Source organism: Pseudoalteromonas sp. R86517 (assembly GCF_042466295.1).
GTDB classification, from domain to species: domain Bacteria; phylum Pseudomonadota; class Gammaproteobacteria; order Enterobacterales; family Alteromonadaceae; genus Pseudoalteromonas; species Pseudoalteromonas atlantica.
The window spans coordinates 3081961-3100303 of sequence record NZ_JAXHCB010000001.1; the positions used below are offsets into that span (position 1 = coordinate 3081961).

Below are 18343 nucleotides of genomic sequence, written 5' to 3' on the forward strand. Positions count from 1 at the left end.
GTGGGTATTTAATTAAGCGTGAAAATCGGTTACTGATACTTTTACTTCAGCAACAATGCCTTTGCGAATAACAAAGTCACCAAAACATTCACCGTCGTTTCGCTCACTTGCCCACTGGCCAATCAGCTTATCAAACGCGTCTAGGTAAACATCTTCACCTACGTTTTCTAGGTACAGTTTAGGAATGCGTGTACCTTCTAAATTACCACCTAGGTAAACGTTGTATTTACCAGGGCCTTTACCTACTAAACCAGCTTCTGCAAGCATTGCGCGGCCACAACCGTTAGGACAACCTACAACACGCATAATAATGCTGTCATCAGGTATGCCATGCTTAGCAAGTAGTGCTTCGGTTTTTTCAATTAAGCTTGGTAAGTAACGCTCAGCTTCGGCCATAGCAAGCGGACACGTTGGCAATGCTACACACGCCATTGAGTTTTTACGTTGCTCAGTGTCTTTGTCATCAATTAGGCCGTGGTTACGGGCAATTTCTTCAATGACTGCTTTTTGATCGGCAGGCACACCGGCAATAATTAAGTTTTGGTTAGCCGTCATGCGCATATCGCCTTGGTGCACTTCTGCAATTTTACGACAACCTGTTTTTAATGGCTTACCTGGGTAGTCTAAAATACGGCCGCTTTGTATAAATAGCGTAAGGTGGTGCTTGCCATCAATGCCTTCTACCCAACCGATACGATCGCCACGGTGAGTAAACTCATAAGGGCGGCTTGGTGCAAAGCTTACACCGGCACGTTTTTCTACTTCCGCTTTAAATACGTCAGACCCAACACGGTCTAGGGTGTATTTAGTTTTTGCATTTTTACGGTTAGAACGGTTACCCCAATCGCGCTGCACTGATACAACGTGCTCAGCAATTTTTAAGGTGTCTTCTAGGGCAATAAAACCAAAGTCGTCAGCTTTACGCGGATACGTAGCCGTATCACCGTGGGTCATAGCTAGGCCACCACCTACAAGTACGTTAAAGCCAACAAGCTTGCCATCTTCAGCAATAGCAACAAAGTTTAAGTCATTCGCATGCACATCAACTTCGTTGTTAGGCGGAATGGTAACCGTGGTTTTAAACTTACGCGGTAGGTAGTTAGAACCTAAAATTGGCTCTTCTGTAGTTTCTGCTTTTTCGCCATTTAACCAAATTTCAGCGTATGCTTTCGTTTTTGGAAGTAAATGCTCAGATATTTTTGCCGCCCACTCATACGCTTCTTGATGTAACTCTGACTCAACAGGGTTAGTCGTACATAGTACGTTACGGTTTACATCGCCTGCGGTGGCAATAGAGTCAATGCCAACGCTATTAAGCATTTGGTGCATGCCTTTAATATTTGGCTTTAATACACCATGAAATTGAAACGTTTGACGTGTTGTTAAACGAATACTGCCGTAGCTTGTTTTTTCATCGGCAAATTTATCAATTGCTAGCCATTGCTCAGGCTTGATAATACCACCAGGCATACGTGCACGTAGCATTACATTGTGCAGCGGCTCTAGCTTTTGCTTTGCACGCTCAGGGCGTATATCGCGGTCATCTTGCTGGTACATACCGTGAAAACGTATAAGTTGGAAGTTATCGGCTGTAAAACCGCCGGTAATTTCATCTTTTAAATCTTGCTCTATGGTGCCACGTAAAAAGTTACTTTCTCTTTTCAAACGTTCGTTATCAGAAAGTTTTACGTTTTTATCTTGTTCGCTCATTTTAAATCCTAAATTTGTTACAGTGACGGCTGCTAGCTGTTAATAAAATAAGAAACGTGATTAATACACGTCTTTCTGATAGCGGTTAGCGCTACGTAAGTCTTTTAAATATTGCTCTGCGTCTTCGTAGCTTTTACCGGTGTTTTCGCTGATGATATCAACTAAGGCGTTGTGTACATCTTTTGCCATGCGGTTTGCATCACCACACACATAAAAATGCGCTCCTGCTTCTAGCCACTCAAAAATTTCTTTTGAGTTTTTGCGTAGTTTGTCTTGTACGTATACTTTTTCGGCTTGGTCACGGCTAAATGCAACGTCAACTTTGCTTAATAGGCCTGATTTTAAATAACCCTGAATTTCTACTTGATACAAGAAGTCTTGTGTAAAGTGTGGGTTACCGAAAAACAGCCAATTTTTGCCTTGTGCTTCTCGCGAGTCACGCTCTTGTAAAAATGCACGGAATGGCGCAATACCGGTACCTGGGCCAACCATAATAATGGGGGTATTATCATCGCTAGGTAAACGGAAGTTGTCGTTGTGCTCACTAAATACTTTAACTTTACACCCTTCTTCAGCACGGCGTGCTAAATAACCAGAGCAGCCACCTAAATGTTCGCTGCCAAAGGCGTCAAACTCAACTAAACCTACCGTTAAGTGCACTTCCTCTTCAACCTCGCTTTGGCTTGAAGCGATTGAGTATAAGCGCGCTTGTAGTTTACGTAGGCAATCAACTAAGGTTTGTGCGTCTATTTTTGCAGGGTTTTGTGCCACTACATCAAAAATTTGACGAGGCTCAATGTACTCACGCATAGCGGCTTTATCTTCTACAAGCTTTAGTAGCTCTGGCGTGCCCGTTGCAACTGCGTATTTTTCTACAAAGCCTGGGTATGACTGAGTAAGCTCTAACTTTTCGATTAATGCATCGCGAATAGGCAATGACTCTTCGCCCACTTTTACAAGTGTGCCTGAATCGATTTGCGTGTGTGTTAGTAGCTCATCTACGCGGGCTTCATCATTTAAAAAGTACACGCCTAATGAATCACCAGGTAAGTAGGTGATGTCTGAGCCTTCAAGCGAAATCTCAACATGGCGTACATCTTTAGTAGAATCGCGCCCTGTAATTTTTTGTACGGTAACAAGCTCTGCCGCAAATGGGTTTTGCTTAGTGTATTGGCTTGCTGCCGCTGTTGGCGCGCCAAATGGCATTGATACAACTTGGCCGCCCGCAGCATCTTGCTGCGCTTTTAGATCAGGTTCGAATGCATCAAGTGCACCGGTGATCCAAGTGGCTGCTTCATCATCGTAATCAACATCTAGGTCGGCACGTTGGAAAATAGTTTCTGCGCCAAGTTTGTTTAAACGCTCTTCAAAGTCTTTTGCTGTTTGGCAGAAAAACTCATAGCTAGAGTCGCCTAAACCCAGTACCGCGACTTTAACGCCATCTAACTTAGGTGCTTTTTTGGTAGTTAAAAATTCATACAGTGTTTCAGCATCTTCAGGTGGCTCACCTTCACCGTAGGTAGATACAACAACGGTTAAAAACTTTTCTTTTTTCAGGGCTGTAGGTTTGTAGTCAGACATGCTCACAAGTTTTACAGCTAGACCGCGCGACTCTGCTTGCTCTTTAAGCTTAGTCGCCACACCTTTTGCATTACCTGTTTGCGAACCATACAAAATAGTAAGTGGCGCAGCATCGCTTGCAGCCGCTGTAGGCGCTTGCCCACCAAGAGCCGCAGAATTAGCATTTGCAGCTAAGTAACCACTTACCCACGCTTGCTGAATCGGATTAAGTTCTGCTACTAAGCCTTGCAGCTTTTGTACTTGCTCTTGCGATAGCGGGCTTGCCGCTGCGTTAAGTTGACCTAACAACATGAATTTGTTCCCCATAACCCTGAAAATTACATACAGCCCACATGATGCGCTGTTCAAAATGAGTTTTACCTCACCCAGAGTAACTCTGCTGAGGTTTTATTAGTGTGCAGGATAGCGGGCTATGCGGTGAGAAAAAAAGAATAGAATCTGCTTTGTTATTCCATTTAGTTATTAATTTATATAAAGACCTTCAAAAACAGCTTAAAGGCTTATTATTGCTATTTTATTAATTTTGTATTTAACAAATTTGTAACCTTGTGCAGATAGTGTATGTTATTTACTCAACTATAAAAAATAGGAACAATCATGTCACACGGGACATACAAAAATAAGTTACTTAGCACGGCATTACTGATTGCCGCCACCCCAGCAATGGCCAATGTCGCTAATGGCGGCTTTGAGCAGTGGACAGGCAATACGCCTGACGCGTGGACCACAATTGATAGCGGTATTAATGTATCGCGCTCAACCAGTATCGTAAATAACGCAAGCAGCGCGGCGGCTATTAATGTGACCACCGGCTCGCAAAGCAATACCGACTTATTACAACAAGTCAGTGTGGAGGCTGGCAAAACATATGATTTCTCAGTGGATGTATATCACACTGAAGGAGGCATAAGGGCCCGCCTGTATGTAGATGGCTACCAAGGGTACTCTAACCAAGCGCAAACTAACCAGTGGCAAACAATTAGCCACAGTTATACGCCTAGCAGTAATAAAACCATTAATGTTGGTTTACGTTTTTACGATATGAGCGGCTTTGATGGCAATGAAACCGTTTATGTAGATAATTTTTTGCCTAATACAGACGGCGGCGCTTCAGGCAGCTGTAACGGCCATAGCCTTACTTTAACACTTAATACCGATAACTACGGCAGCGAAACCAGCTGGGTGGTTAACAACAGCCAAGGTAGCAGCGTAGCCAGTGGTAGTGGTTATGCCTCTAACACACAATATAATGAGCAACTCTGTTTAACTGATGGCGCATACACCCTAGTTATAAGTGACAGCTATGGCGACGGTATGTGCTGTAACGTAGGTAATGGTAATTATGCGCTCACTCAGGGCAGCACCACACTTGCCAGTGGCGCAAGTTTTAATAACACAGATAGTACAACTTTTGAATTAGGCGATAGCTCTGGTGGTGATACTGGCGGTGGCACTAACCCAACACCAACAGGTTATTACGTAACAACTCAGGGTTTATCTGGCTATGCATTAAAAACTGAGCTTTATAACATTATCAAAAATCACAGCTCGCAAGGTTACTCGGCTATTTGGAACTTTTACGATTCTTCAGCACGCGATAAATACTTTGAAAACGATAACAGTATTTTAGATATGTATAGCGAAAAGCCAAATGGTAGCGACAGTTATACTTACACCGCGGTGAGCGATCAGTGCGGTACTTATAACAGTGAAGCAGATTGCTATAACCGCGAGCATTCGTTCCCTAAAAGCTGGTTTGGCGGCACAAATGAGCCAATGAATTCAGACGTGCACCACATTTATGCAACCGACGGTTATGTAAACTCAAAACGTAGTAACTACCCATTTGGTGAAGTGGCTAGCGCATCATTTACATCAACAAACGGTAGTAAAGTCGGTTCAGCAGCAAGCTCTATTAATTACTCAGGTACGGTGTTTGAGCCAATTGATGAGTTTAAAGGTGACTTTGCTCGCGCTTATTTTTACATGGCAACCCGCTACGAGAATGTAATAGGCTCGTGGCAAAATAACACAACTGCCAGTAATGCAGTCCTTAATGGTACAAGCAATCAAGTATTCGAAAACTGGGTGGTAGCTATGCTACTTAACTGGCATAACGCCGACCCTGTTAGCCAAATGGAACTTGACCGTAACCAAGCAGCTTATGAGTTTCAAGGTAATCGTAACCCGTATATCGATCACCCTGAATTTGTTGAGATGATTTGGTAATAGCCTGCTTATAACTTTTTAGCCCCAGCATTAACTGGGGCTTTTTAATAACTGTACTTTTTGTTTGGCAATAAGTGACGCTACATACTGCTTTTCTAAATCCCACGGATGACGCTTCCAGCCCTTAAAACCAAAACCGATAATATACACCTGTGCTTGCTGCTTTAAAAAGTGCTCAATGGCTAACATTCCCGAACTGGGTGTTTTAGCTTTAAAAGCAGGTTTGCCAAACGTATTTAAGTGTTTTAATAATACTGTTTTATCGTGCTGGGCGATTCGACTCACGTTTGCATGCGGGCTATATTTACGTATTATTTCATCGCCATGGTCAATACAGCCCCTGCGGTTAATTAGCTTATAAAAAGGTTGAGTATATAAGTTAGGTTTTGGGTCAGTGATCATGACATTTTTCAGCTGCGTTATATCTATATCTGGAAACGCTACGCAGAGCATTGCGCCTTGCTTACCTCGCCCTACTAGCCATAAATCAGTACATTTACGGCCTAAGTATGCAGGCATGTTTGCACACATATTAAAGCGCACCACTCTATCAAAGCTGTTTAGGGCTTTACTTACATCCTTTTCGACGGGGCCATTACCTATAATTAACACTGTTTGCTTAGCCATACTACGCTCCTTGTACCTTTATTAGCGCATACTAACGTGCCCGCCACACTTTACCAGCAAACTTATATTAAACTTTTTTTGCAGCCACACACTGTACGGTAAATTAACAGGCGTTACTTTTGATTTAAGGCCTGCTCTGCACGCTCTATTGATTCGTAGCGTTTACCTGTAATTTTTATCAGCCATACTTTATCTGTAAAGGTGCGGCTTAAATACACTGTTTGCCCACTTGGGATTTGCGGCATAAAGGAAGAAATAGATTCCCACTTGCCATCAACCTGCTCTTTTAGCTTCAAACTAGCGTTAAAGTGCGACCCCTCTGCGTTAGGCTTTACTTCAAGCGCCGTCATTTGCGTATCATCACCAATTTCTATCATTGCACTTTTATTTAATAGCGTGAGTAGCTGAGGTTGATGCGTAGGGCTTAGATTTTTTAAAGCCTGCTCTATTTTACTATCTACGGTAATCTCATTCTGTAATTTATAAATACTGGCCTTAATTGCAAAAACAGGCTCTGCGTAACTGGGGTTGATAAAAAACAGTGAACTGATAAGCACTAAAATAGCGCTAGTAAATTTATTCGGCATATTATATCTCCTTATTAAAATCGAATTGAGCATACCTTATATTTTATTAAATTTAATATAAGCTATTAATATTCATAATATTCTTTATATTAATAAGCATGAATATACGCTTTTAGACTATTTATAAATACTAATTTTAGCGATAATAAAACGCTTAACTAATCAAATAAGAGCAGAGGGTATGCAAGCGTTAGGAATGGAGTTAAAACGCCTTAGAGCAAATAAAAAGTGGACTCAGGCTTATGCTGCGCGTGAAATTGGAATTCAACAGTCGTACCTTTCAAAGCTTGAAAATGGACAGTTTATCCCCTCAACTGAGGTAATTGAAAAGCTTAAACTTTGCTATGGCGAAGGCTGTATTGATAAATGCCTACCTATAAATTCAGCGATAGATAAGCCCTCAAACATCACTTTAATTATGTGCCTGACTTTATTTATATGTGGGCTGATAGCGTGGTTATGTGCAACATATGAAATTTTTTATCCACAAACCTACTTTACCTATCAAGCAAAGCTAGGTGACTTTTTAGCATTTAACGTCACTCAGCAATACCAAGGCGAACGCTTTATTGAGGGGGATGTGACCTATCAAATTGTAGGAGAAAGGCAAGTCAGTCGAATCGAGAACCGCTTCTTAGTGGTAGGCTCTGCCGTGTGCATATTAATATCTATTGTTGCAGCTTTACTCTCGCAAAGGCATAGGTTTGGTAAATTATAGAGCTGTTATTTAGTTGTTCTTGGCAATTACTCCAGTATTACTCTACCTCAAACATCTATACAGTCGCACATCAAAAATTTTTATCTGTCGCTATAAATGCCTCATCACTTAACACGATTGGTATTATTTTCGATTAGAATTAGGACTATAACGTATTCGTGGCGTGCTTTTTTCTCAAGTGTTCTAGACTCAACCCAAACTAAGGCGCTTCACTTCACTGCGAGCAGCTGAGGACTGAAAGCTTCAAACTTACAGCTTTTTTAAACGCAAACAAAAAGCCCCGGCTAATGCCAGGGCTTTTTTACAAAACTTACTTAATTTAAAAATTAAGCTTGTTTTGGACTAGAAACAACGTCTACTAAAGTCCAAGATTTATTCTTAGAAATTGGTGCGCATTCACGGATAGTAACTACGTCACCCGCTTTTGCTGTGTTGTTTTCGTCATGTACGTGTAGCTTAGTAGTACGTTTGATGAATTTCCCATAGATTGGGTGCTTCACGTAACGTGCGATAGCAACAGTGAAAGATTTTTCCATCTTGTCGCTTACTACACGGCCTTGAAGAGTACGAATTTTATCGCTCATTATTGACCTGCCTTCTGGTTAATAATTGTTTTTACACGCGCGATATCGCGACGTACTGTTCTTAGCGTGTGTGTCTGAGCTAACTGACCAGTGCTTGCTTGCATGCGCAGGTTAAACTGCTCACGAAGAAGTCCTAGAAGTTCAGCATTTAGCTCTTCTACGCTTTTGTCTTTTAGTTCGCTTGCTTTCATCACATTACCGTCCGAGTTACGAAAGTTGTTTTGAATGGCAGTTTACGAGCTGCAAGGTCAAACGCTTCACGAGCAAGCTCTTCAGAAACACCTTCCATTTCGTAAAGTACTTTACCAGGCTGAATTTCAGCAACCCAATATTCAACAGAACCTTTACCTTTACCCATACGAACTTCAAGAGGCTTTTCTGTGATCGGCTTGTCAGGGAAGACACGGATCCAGATTTTACCTTGACGTTTCACGTGACGCGTCATAGCACGACGAGCTGCTTCGATTTGACGAGCAGTCATGCGGCCACGACCAGTAGCTTTCAAACCGAAAGTACCGAAGCTTACTTTGTTACCGTTTTGCGCTAAACCGCGGTTGCGGCCTTTGTGCATTTTACGGAATTTTGTACGTTTTGGCTGTAACATTACTCGCTACCTCTACTTAGCACTTTTCTTGGCTTTCTTTGGTGCGCGTTTAGCTGGCTTCTCTTGCTCTTGTACTAGTGGTAAACCACCAATAACTTCGCCTTTGAAGATCCAAACTTTAACACCAATGATACCATAAGTGGTTAAGGCTTCAGAAGTTGCGTAGTCGATATCAGCACGAAGAGTATGTAGAGGTACACGACCTTCACGATACCATTCTGAACGTGCGATTTCTGCGCCGCCAAGACGACCGCTAACTTCAACTTTGATCCCTTTAGAACCGATGCGCATTGCATTTTGTACCGAACGCTTCATAGCGCGACGGAACATAACACGACGCTCTAGCTGAGAGGCAATGCCGTCTGCTACTAGTTGTGCATCTAACTCTGGTTTACGTACTTCAGAAATATTAATCTGAGCAGGTACACCTGCGATCTTAGTTACCGCTTGACGTAGCTTTTCAACGTCTTCGCCTTTTTTACCGATAACAACACCCGGACGAGCCGTGTGAATTGTTACGCGGATCGATTTTGCTGGACGCTCAATAACGATTTTAGACACAGAAGCCGCTTTTAATTCCTTTGTAAGGAAAGTACGTACTTTGTGATCGCCAAAAAGCTGATCAGAGAAATCTTTAGAACTCGCGTACCAGGTAGAAACCCAAGGTTTAGATATACCTAGGCGAATACCAGTAGGATGAACTTTTTGTCCCATTACTTATACTCCTAGCTATCTGAAACCACAACAGTGATGTGGCTTGTACGCTTAAGGATGCGGTCTGCGCGTCCTTTAGCACGTGGCATAATACGTTTCATTGTAGGACCATCGTCCACAAAAATCGTAGTTACACGAAGCTCATCAATGTCAGCACCTTCGTTATGCTCTGCGTTAGCAATAGCAGACTCAAGTACTTTTTTAACTAATACAGCCGCTTTTTTCGGGCTGTACGCCAGGATTTCTAGAGCGCGATCGACAGGTAGTCCGCGGATCTGATCTGCAACTAGACGAGCTTTTTGCGCCGAACCAGAGGCGAATTTATGTTTAGCTAATGCTTGCATTTATCATTCCCCTCTTAGCGTTTCTTCGCTTTCTTATCCGCGGCATGGCCACGGTAAGTGCGAGTTGGTGCAAATTCACCTAGTTTGTGACCGATCATTTCGTCAGAAACGAAAACTGGTACATGCTGGCGACCATTATGGACAGCAATGGTCAATCCGATCATGTTAGGTATGATCATTGAACGACGGCTCCAAGTTTTAATTGGCTTCTTTTCACCGCTTTCCAAAGCTTTCTCTACCTTCTTCAGCAAGTGTAGGTCTATAAAAGGACCCTTCTTGAGAGAGCGTGGCATGGCTATTCCTCAATATTACTTAGTACGACGACGTACTATAAATTTATCCGTACGCTTGTTCTTACGCGTCTTAGCACCTTTAGTAGGCTTACCCCATGGAGACACAGGATGACGACCACCAGATGTACGACCTTCACCACCACCGTGTGGGTGATCTACCGGGTTCATGGCAACACCACGAACTGTCGGACGAATACCACGCCAGCGATTTGCACCTGCTTTACCAAGTGAACGAAGCATATGCTCAGCATTGCCTACTTCACCTAGCGTTGCACGACAATCAGATTGTACTTTACGTACTTCGCCAGAACGAAGACGTAATGTTACGTATTGACCATCACGCGCAAGGATTTGAACGTATGCACCAGCAGAACGTGCGATTTGAGCACCTTTACCTGGTTTTAATTCTACGTTGTGAACAGTCGAACCTACAGGCATGTTACGCATAGGTAATGCATTACCAGGCTTGATTGGTGCATCAACACCAGACTGGATTGCATCGCCAGCTTTTAAGCCTTTAGGTGCGATAATGTAACGACGCTCACCGTCTGCATATAATACAAGAGCGATGTTTGCGCTACGGTTTGGATCATATTCCAAACGCTCAACAGTGGCTGGAATGCCATCTTTAGTACGTTTAAAATCGATTAAACGGTAATGATGCTTATGACCACCACCGATATGACGAACCGTAATACGACCATTGTTATTACGACCACCTGATTTAGAGTTTTTCTCTAATAGTGGTGCGTAAGGTTTACCCTTATGTAAATCTGGGTTAACCACTTTAACTAGGTGACGACGACCCGCAGAAGTTGGTTTACACTTTTGAAGTGCCATAATTCTAACTCCCCTTATTACTCGGCGCCGCCGACAAAGTCTAGCTCGCTACCTTCTTTAAGAGTAACGTAAGCTTTCTTCCAGTCGCTACGACGACCGAAACGCATGCCAGTACGTTTTGTTTTACCCTTAACGTTAAGTGTGCGAACACCCGTTACTTCTACTTCAAAAAGCTTCTCAACTGCTGCTTTAATTTCAGCTTTAGTTGCGTCATTTGTTACTTTAAAAACAATAGTATTGTTTTCTTCAGCAGCAATTGTGCTTTTTTCAGAGATATGTGGAGCAAGGATCACTTTTAAAAGACGTTCTTCACGGATCATGCTAGCGCCTCCTCAAGTTGCTTAACAGCAGCAGCTGTAATAAGTACCTTGTCGAAAGCAATTAAGCTTACAGGATCGATACCAGCTACATCACGCGTGTCAACCTTGTACAGGTTACGTGCCGATAAGAAAAGATTTTCATCTACTTCTTCAGTCACGATAAGAACATCTTTAAGCTCAAGTTCTTTAAGCTTAGAAACTAGTTCTTTAGTCTTTGGTGCTTCAAGACCAAAGCTTTCAACAACGATTAAACGCTCTTGACGAACTAATTCAGATAAGATGCTTTTGATCGCACCGCGGTACATTTTACGGTTTACTTTTTGGCTGTGGTCTTGTGGTTTAGCTGCGAAGCTAACGCCACCTGAACGCCAAATTGGACTACGGATTGTACCAGCACGTGCACGGCCAGTACCTTTTTGAGCCCATGGTTTTTTACCACCACCGCTTACTTCAGAACGTGTCTTCTGAGCACGAGTACCTTGACGAGCACCTGCTGCGTATGCAACAACTACTTGGTGTACTAATGCTTCGTTAAACTCACGTCCAAAAGTAGCTTCAGAAACTTCAAGAGCGCCAGAAGCGTCTTTAATTGCTAATTCCATCACTAAATCTCCAGGACTTATGCTTTAACAGCTGGTTTAACGATAACGTCACCGCCGATAGCGCCAGGTACTGCACCTTTAACTAAAAGCAAGTTACGCTCAGCGTCAACGCGAACTAGTTCTAAGTTTTGAGTCGTTACACGCTCAGCACCCATATGACCGGCCATTTTCTTACCTTTAAACACCTTACCAGGTGATTGGTTTTGACCGATTGAACCAGGAGCACGGTGAGATAGAGAGTTACCGTGAGTAGCGTCTTGCATGCTGAAATTCCAGCGCTTAACACCACCTTGGAAACCTTTACCTTTAGAAGTACCGGTTACGTCAACTTTGTTGATTTCGTTGAATAATTCAACAGTAAGCTCAGCGCCTACTTCAAAATCGCCTTCACCACCATTTAGGCGGAATTCCCACAGACCGCGACCCGCTTCAACACCAGCTTTAGCGAAATGACCCGCTGCTGCTTTGTTTACACGGCTTGCTTTTTTAGTGCCTGCGGTTACTTGAAGCGCGTTATAACCGTCTGTTGCGTCAGATTTGATCTGAGCAATGCGGTTAGGAGTCGCTTCGATAACTGTCACAGGGATAGATACACCATCTTCAGTGAAGATACGTGTCATACCCACTTTACGACCGACTAGACCTAATGCCATTTTCCTATAACCTCTCTAATCTTTCGATTAACCCAGGCTGATTTGAACATCAACACCAGCAGCAAGATCTAAACGCATTAATGCGTCAACAGTCTTGTCAGTTGGTTCTACGATGTCGATCAGACGTTTATGGGTGCGGATCTCGTACTGATCACGCGCATCTTTGTTTACGTGCGGTGAAGTTAGTACAGTAAAACGTTCAAAGCGTGTAGGTAGTGGGATTGGACCACGTACTTGTGCGCCTGTGCGTTTCGCAGTTTCCACGATTTCCGCCGTTGATTGGTCAATCAAACGGTGGTCAAAAGCTTTTAGGCGAATACGAATGCGTTGATTTGACATTCTTAAACCTCAATATAAAGAGCATTTAAAGAGCATAAAAAAACGACCGAAACAATCTTAATAATTAAGATGCCGGTTGTTGATTTATATCTACGATGAGTTCCAAATCGGAACTCCTGTTTATTAGCTTGAAATCCAAGCTTAATTTATCCCTTCAAGTTCCAGAGGAATCTTGAAAGCCTGCGTATTATAGTGATATTGGTGATAAATGCAACAACTAATTGCAAATTAATTACGGGTGTAAGGCTGCCCAAATAACCGCCATTGGTTATTTATAGCTATAATTGAACTGCTCAGCACCAAATTAGTCTTATGTTTATAATTTAACCGATTACGCAAATTACAGGATTTTATAGATATTATGGTATCCTATGCGCTAATTTTGCTTTTAATACTCTCAATATGGTGAGTCGATGCGTTTATTAAATTATTGTTTGAATTTTCTTACTAGCTGCGTAAGCCGTGTTTTGGTAAAAAGTAAGGTCCTTCCCCAAAGCCCAATAGAACAATATGACCTTAATCCTGAACACCCTACTTTTTATATAGTACGTTTAAATTCGCGTTTCGATTTAGCCGCGCTTACTAATGTATGTAAAAAGCATGGTTTGCCTAACCCATGCGAATATCAAACGTTAGGAAACCAAGAGCTGGCACGCTTTATTGGTATTAAAAATCCGCCACCTTTATTTGGCGATACCGCTAAACCGACCGCCGCTTTATCGCAGGGTAAGCAAATAGTTGAACATTTATTAAATAGCGGGCAAAAGAATGTACAAGTGGTGCCGGTAACTATTTTATGGGGGCGCGACCCAGGTAAGGAAAAGCCAGGTATTCGTACCTTAATTACCCACTCTCTTACGCCTAGTTGGTTTAGAAAATTCTTTGTTGTGCTGTTTTCTGGGCGCGATAACTTTATTCGCTTTAGCCAGCCACTCGATTTATCACTTATCGTGAACGAAAAAGCCGACGTAAATGAGCTACCACAAAAACTATTGCGTGTTGCTCGTGTGCACTTTAAACGCCAAAAACTGGCCGCTACGGGCCCTAAAATGCCTTCGCGCGAGCAATTATTTAACTCGCTTTTGGCTTCGCCGACAATAAAAAAAGCGATTCAAGATGAAGCAAAGTCAAAAGGAATAAGCCAAACAGAAGCCCGTCAAAACGCATTAAAACTACTAGATGAAATTGCCGCTAATTACTCTGAGGCAATGATACGTGTAGGCGACAGAATTTTAACGTGGCTGTGGACTAAGCTTTATAACGGTATAGATATAAAATACACCGAGCAGATTCATGAGCTAACAAATAAGGGTCACGAGATAATCTATATGCCGTGTCATCGCAGCCACATGGATTACTTGTTACTTACCTATGCTATATACCATCAAGGTTTGGTGCCGCCGCATATTGCCGCGGGCATTAATCTTAACTTTTTCCCTGCCGGTGGTATTTTTCGCCGCTCAGGGGCGTTTTTTATCCGCCGCTCGTTTGCCGGTAATAAACTTTACTCAGCTGTATTTAAAGAATATTTAAGCCAGCTATTTATTAAAGGTTACTCAGTTAAGTTTTACACTGAAGGCGGGCGCAGCCGTACAGGCCGATTACTACCGCCAAAAACCGGTATGCTCGCGATGACATTGCAAGCAATGCTACGTGGCATAGACCGCCCGGTTTCTATTGTGCCGGTATACATTGGCTATGAGCATGTAATGGAAATCAATACCTACTTAAAAGAGCTTGCCGGTAAAGATAAAAAAGGCGAGTCCATTTTTGGTATTTTTAAAGCCATTAAAAACCTTAAAAATTACGGCCGTGGTTACTTAAACTTTGGCGACCCTATTTCTATAAACCAATACTTAAACGACAACCAACCTGATTGGCGCGATGCAATACACCCTACCGATGTGCAAAAGCCGCAATGGCTAGGCCCTCAAGTAGCCGCATTGGCCGACCAAGTAATGGTAAAAATTAATAATGCCGCAGCACTTAACGCTGTGAATTTACTGGCTATGATTTTGCTAGTTAACGACAAACACGCGTTAAGTAAGCCTAAGCTATTAGCGCAACTAGATTTTTACTTACGCCTACAACGCGATGCAAGCTATAGCGATAAAGTCACGGCCCCCGATGAAACACCAGAGCAACTATTAACACACGCCATTAAGCTTAATAAATTTGATGTTATTAGCGATGAATTTGGCGAAATTATTGCAATTAACGATAAAGAAAAAACCCTGTTTAACTATTATCGTAATAATATTTTGCACTTATTTGCTGTGCCAAGCCTTATTGCTTTGCACTTATTTAAGCAACACAGTAGTACGGTTGAGCAATGCCAAAAGCTTGTTTCTGCTTTTTACCCTCTGTTTGCAAAAGAATGGTATTTACAGCCGCTAGATGAAAACTACATAAGCCGTATTTTGGCTAACTTTAGCGATCAAAACTTAATTGAGCTTGATGGCGATACCATTCATGTTACTAACACGAATGATTCATTAGCCAAACTTGAAATGCTAGGAAGGTCGCTTAGCTTTACGTTGCAACGTTATGCCATTGTTGTGGGCTTTATTCAAACCAGTAACGGAATTGAAAAAGCCGAACTAGAGCGTGAAAGCCAAGTACTGGCGAACCGTTTAGGCACCTTACACGGCATTAAAACCCCGGAGTTTTTTGATAAAAAAGTACTGGTAAGCTTTATTGATAATTTACGCGGTGAGCTGCTAATTACTGAAGGTGAAAATGGTATTCACGGTAGTACACAACTGTGTGAAATATACATGTACTTAAAAACCTTATTACCTGCGCGTATATGGCAATCGGTTAGCGACATAGTGCAAGATCAATGTAATTAGCCGAGCTGTTATAATTTAAGCTTTAATTAAACACCATTAAAAAAGCCTCAACATTTAACATGTTGAGGCTTTTTTGTACGTTTAGTTATTAAACAGCAACGCTACATAGAGGCGCTTATCTCTTGGTAAAACCTTTAGCGAAAGCACTGCTAATTTGCGCTTAACAGCCAGTCTGTTGCCAGCAAGTCTAATCAAATTAACGCTGGCGCATCACCCCTTCTTGAATCGTTGATGCGACTAAATTACCTTGGCGGTCAAAAAACTGGCCTCTTACCAAGCCTCGCCCAGAACTAGCACTTGGGCTGTCTATGGTATATAAAATCCAATCGTCCATTCTAAATGGGCGGTGGAACCACATAGCATGGTCAATCGTTGCCACTTGCATATTTGGCTGCATAAACGATACGCCATGAGGCTGTAATGCCGTAGGTAAAAACTCAAAGTCAGAGGCATACGCTAATAAGTAATTATGAATGCGTTGATCGTCGGGCATATCGCCATTGGCTTTAATCCAAATGTGCTTTACGGGCTCAATAACCTCTGGCTTAAACGGGTTATGAAAAGTAACCGGGCGCATTTCAATAGGCATCTCGCGTATAAACTTATTACGGATCACCTCGGGTATGTGGTGGGCGTTTTCTTGATAAAACTCTAGCGACGAGCGAAGCTCCTCTGGTGGCGGTACATTAGGCATGGTTGCTTGATGCGATAAGCCTTCTTCTTCACCCTGAAACGACGCAGTCATATAAAAAATAGGTTTACCGTATTGAATAGCGCTTACTCGGCGGGTGCTAAAGCTTTTACCATCGCGGATGGTTTCTACGTCGTAAACAATCGGTTTTGCGGCGTCGCCGGGGCGTAAAAAGTAAGAGTGTAATGAATGAACAACACGTCCTTTTGGTAGCGTTTCTTTTGCAGCAGACAGCGCCTGCCCCATTACTTGACCACCAAATACCGCTCTAAACCCTAAATCTTGGCTCTGCCCACGATATAAACCTTGTTCAATTTCTTCAAGTGACAATAACGATAATAAATCATCTAATACTTGGCTCATTTGCTGTTCTCTCAATCCCCAGATAAGCTAATGATACTATACAATGCAGCTATGTAAATCTAACTAAATGAGTAACGCTATCAATTATTGGCTATTTAAAACTGAGCCCGATGCTTTTTCGATTGATGACTTAAAAACAGCGCCGCAACAAACCACCCTGTGGGAAGGCGTGCGTAATTATCAGGCACGTAACTTTATGCGTGACGATATAAAATTGGGTGACTTAGTATTTATTTACCACTCTAGCTGCAAACAAGTAGGCGTTGTGGGTATAGCCACTGTTACTAAAGAAGCCTACCCAGACCCAACTCAGTTTGATTTAAATAGTGACTATTACGATGCGAAAGCCACGCCCGACAAGCCACGCTGGTGTGTAGTTGAAGTAACCTATAAAAGCCATTTAAACAAACGCGTAAGCTTAAAAGACATTAAAGCTAACGAGGCAATTACCGAATTAGCCCTTAAAAAAGCAGGCCGTCTTTCGGTAATGCCAGTCACACAAAACGACTGGGAGCAAATAATAGCCATGAGCAATTAAGCTCAGTAAGCAAATATCAAGCTGTAATAGTAGCTAATCATTAACGGGCTAGAGCTTGGCTATGTTTGACCTCATTTGGCCGTGTTTGATACGATCCCCCGCGAGTTATAATTGGGGGATTAATGAAACTACTGTATTGGTTAGATGAATGGTTAACGCTTTGCCGTGATGAACAACAAACTAAACTGCCTATGTCTGGCGGCGACCTACTCGGCGATGTGTATGTAAAATACGAATTTGTTGATTTAAATAAGCCCCTGCTTTTTACTTTTTCCCCCGCGGGCACCAACGTCCAAGAACACGACCTAACCGATGACTTTGCCCCTTGGGGCTATCACTTGGCGCAAAAACAAAATGTTAATGTTATTTCGTTCCAACATTTAGGCAAAAGCAATTGGTTTAGAAGCCGTAATTTAATCTTTTTTTTGGAGCAGTTATCAAGCTTACTTACACCGTTTAAGTGCCGCTTAGGCTATGGCCTTAGTCGCGGTGGTTTTGCTGTTGGCGCGTTTGCAAAATTACTTAAATTAGATCAGGTTTTATTTTTTCATCCTGTTAGCACCAAAAACACCGAAACAGTTCCGTGGGACACCCGCTCCAGCACAGAGCTTGCGCAGCAATTTGATTGGCAAAGTGAGTATAACGACCTCGATTTAGGCCATGCTAAGGGGTATATAATTTATGACCCCACCAATAAAATAGACCGCCTACATGCTAAGCGGTACCCGCAACTGACTCATTTAAGAGTGTTTGGCATGGGCCACGGTACCCACGCAAGCTACCTCACTAAATTTGGCTTTTACAAACAAGTGGCTGTTGACTTTATACGCCACCAGCAGATTGATATAGCGCAGTTTCGTTTGCAAACCAAAACCTTGCGCTTAAAAGAAGAGTATTATCAAAGCCTAAATAAGGCAAATGCGAGTTCGCCTCACCGATTGGCATTATTAAGTACAGCACATCAAATTTTAGCAGATGAAAAAGAAGTGCATGTGCAAGAACATCAGGCCAAAATAGATATTCAGCCGTTAATAGATGTCGCACTTAAACATCAAGATGAACACCCAAATGATGCTATTCAGTTATTAGAAGTTGCCCAACAAATAGTGCCAGATGATCCGCTGGTTGAGCACAAACTCAAGCAGCTAGAATAG

At 42.4% G+C, this 18343-nt stretch carries 21 protein-coding genes; 5 read left to right on the forward strand and 16 right to left on the reverse strand.

The annotated features are described in order from the left end of the window. Nucleotides 1-12 precede the first annotated feature (12 nt). Nucleotides 13-1710 (reverse strand): assimilatory sulfite reductase (NADPH) hemoprotein subunit, encoded by a 1698-nt coding sequence (gene cysI / locus SJY38_RS13915; RefSeq protein ID WP_024031990.1) that lies wholly within the window; start codon nucleotides 1708-1710, stop codon nucleotides 13-15. 60 nt (nucleotides 1711-1770) lie between these two features. Next, entirely contained in the window at nucleotides 1771-3582 is a 1812-nt protein-coding gene (locus SJY38_RS13920) for an assimilatory sulfite reductase (NADPH) flavoprotein subunit (RefSeq protein WP_054983363.1), read from the reverse strand. A 306-nt stretch (nucleotides 3583-3888) separates the two neighbouring features. Between SJY38_RS13920 and SJY38_RS13925 the strand changes: the two genes are divergently transcribed. Continuing rightward, nucleotides 3889-5520, forward strand: coding sequence for an endonuclease (locus tag SJY38_RS13925; RefSeq protein WP_055255156.1), 1632 nt, complete (start codon nucleotides 3889-3891; stop codon nucleotides 5518-5520). Nucleotides 5521-5550: 30 nt separating this feature from the next. Here SJY38_RS13925 and SJY38_RS13930 read toward each other — a convergent pair whose 3' ends face one another. Both SJY38_RS13930 and SJY38_RS13935 read right to left on the reverse strand, forming a co-directional pair. Next, a complete protein-coding gene (locus SJY38_RS13930; RefSeq protein ID WP_286743762.1) occupies nucleotides 5551-6147 on the reverse strand; it encodes a hypothetical protein in 597 nt (198 codons plus the stop codon). 113 nt (nucleotides 6148-6260) lie between these two features. After that, a complete protein-coding gene (locus tag SJY38_RS13935; RefSeq protein WP_286743764.1) occupies nucleotides 6261-6734 on the reverse strand; it encodes a hypothetical protein in 474 nt (157 codons plus the stop codon). A gap of 181 nt (nucleotides 6735-6915) precedes the next feature. On the opposite strand from SJY38_RS13935, the gene SJY38_RS13940 reads away from it, so the two are divergent. Further along, nucleotides 6916-7452 carry a helix-turn-helix domain-containing protein gene (locus SJY38_RS13940; protein WP_286743767.1) on the forward strand — a complete coding sequence of 179 codons (537 nt, stop codon included), beginning with the start codon at nucleotides 6916-6918 and terminating at the stop codon, nucleotides 7450-7452. Between the two features lie 326 nt (nucleotides 7453-7778). Here the strand turns inward: SJY38_RS13940 and rpsQ are convergent, their stop codons facing one another. The 11 genes from rpsQ to rpsJ are packed head-to-tail and all read right to left on the reverse strand — an operon-like array spanning nucleotide 7779 to nucleotide 12745. After that, the gene (gene rpsQ, locus SJY38_RS13945; RefSeq protein WP_004588693.1) at nucleotides 7779-8036 is read right to left on the reverse strand and encodes a 30S ribosomal protein S17; all 258 of its coding nucleotides are present in this window, start codon (nucleotides 8034-8036) and stop codon (nucleotides 7779-7781) included. Continuing rightward, entirely contained in the window at nucleotides 8036-8227 is a 192-nt protein-coding gene (gene rpmC, locus SJY38_RS13950; RefSeq protein ID WP_004588692.1) for a 50S ribosomal protein L29, read from the reverse strand. The genes rpsQ and rpmC overlap by 1 nt, the downstream gene beginning before the upstream one ends. Then, on the reverse strand, nucleotides 8227-8640 hold the full coding sequence (gene rplP / locus SJY38_RS13955; protein ID WP_002957890.1) for a 50S ribosomal protein L16: 414 nt from the start codon (nucleotides 8638-8640) through the stop codon (nucleotides 8227-8229). The genes rpmC and rplP overlap by 1 nt, the downstream gene beginning before the upstream one ends. Before the next feature lie 12 nt (nucleotides 8641-8652). After that, nucleotides 8653-9354 (reverse strand): 30S ribosomal protein S3, encoded by a 702-nt coding sequence (gene rpsC, locus SJY38_RS13960; protein WP_004588691.1) that lies wholly within the window; start codon nucleotides 9352-9354, stop codon nucleotides 8653-8655. An 11-nt stretch (nucleotides 9355-9365) separates the two neighbouring features. Beyond that, complete coding sequence (rplV, locus tag SJY38_RS13965; RefSeq protein ID WP_004588690.1) at nucleotides 9366-9698, reverse strand: 50S ribosomal protein L22; 333 nt, start codon at nucleotides 9696-9698, stop codon at nucleotides 9366-9368. A gap of 14 nt (nucleotides 9699-9712) precedes the next feature. After that, the gene (rpsS, locus tag SJY38_RS13970; protein ID WP_004588689.1) at nucleotides 9713-9991 is read right to left on the reverse strand and encodes a 30S ribosomal protein S19; all 279 of its coding nucleotides are present in this window, start codon (nucleotides 9989-9991) and stop codon (nucleotides 9713-9715) included. Nucleotides 9992-10006: 15 nt separating this feature from the next. Next, nucleotides 10007-10831: a 50S ribosomal protein L2 gene (gene rplB, locus SJY38_RS13975; protein ID WP_004588688.1), complete on the reverse strand. Its 825-nt coding sequence runs from the start codon at nucleotides 10829-10831 to the stop codon at nucleotides 10007-10009. 17 nt (nucleotides 10832-10848) lie between these two features. Then, entirely contained in the window at nucleotides 10849-11151 is a 303-nt protein-coding gene (gene rplW, locus SJY38_RS13980; RefSeq protein ID WP_004588687.1) for a 50S ribosomal protein L23, read from the reverse strand. Continuing rightward, on the reverse strand, nucleotides 11148-11753 hold the full coding sequence (gene rplD, locus SJY38_RS13985) for a 50S ribosomal protein L4 (RefSeq protein WP_004588686.1): 606 nt from the start codon (nucleotides 11751-11753) through the stop codon (nucleotides 11148-11150). The genes rplW and rplD overlap by 4 nt, the downstream gene beginning before the upstream one ends. 17 nt (nucleotides 11754-11770) lie before the next feature. Next, complete coding sequence (gene rplC / locus SJY38_RS13990) at nucleotides 11771-12406, reverse strand: 50S ribosomal protein L3 (protein ID WP_004588685.1); 636 nt, start codon at nucleotides 12404-12406, stop codon at nucleotides 11771-11773. Nucleotides 12407-12433: 27 nt separating this feature from the next. Beyond that, complete coding sequence (gene rpsJ, locus SJY38_RS13995; protein WP_002957900.1) at nucleotides 12434-12745, reverse strand: 30S ribosomal protein S10; 312 nt, start codon at nucleotides 12743-12745, stop codon at nucleotides 12434-12436. Between the two features lie 413 nt (nucleotides 12746-13158). Between rpsJ and plsB the strand changes: the two genes are divergently transcribed. Continuing rightward, entirely contained in the window at nucleotides 13159-15597 is a 2439-nt protein-coding gene (plsB, locus tag SJY38_RS14000) for a glycerol-3-phosphate 1-O-acyltransferase PlsB (RefSeq protein ID WP_029773518.1), read from the forward strand. Between the two features lie 196 nt (nucleotides 15598-15793). Here plsB and tesB read toward each other — a convergent pair whose 3' ends face one another. Further along, the gene (tesB, locus tag SJY38_RS14005; protein ID WP_004588683.1) at nucleotides 15794-16651 is read right to left on the reverse strand and encodes an acyl-CoA thioesterase II; all 858 of its coding nucleotides are present in this window, start codon (nucleotides 16649-16651) and stop codon (nucleotides 15794-15796) included. Nucleotides 16652-16730: 79 nt separating this feature from the next. Between tesB and SJY38_RS14010 the strand changes: the two genes are divergently transcribed. Together SJY38_RS14010 and SJY38_RS14015 are read left to right on the forward strand one after the other, a co-directional pair. Then, entirely contained in the window at nucleotides 16731-17189 is a 459-nt protein-coding gene (locus tag SJY38_RS14010) for an EVE domain-containing protein (protein WP_377110220.1), read from the forward strand. Between the two features lie 122 nt (nucleotides 17190-17311). Further along, on the forward strand, nucleotides 17312-18343 hold the full coding sequence (locus SJY38_RS14015) for a hypothetical protein (RefSeq protein ID WP_029773520.1): 1032 nt from the start codon (nucleotides 17312-17314) through the stop codon (nucleotides 18341-18343).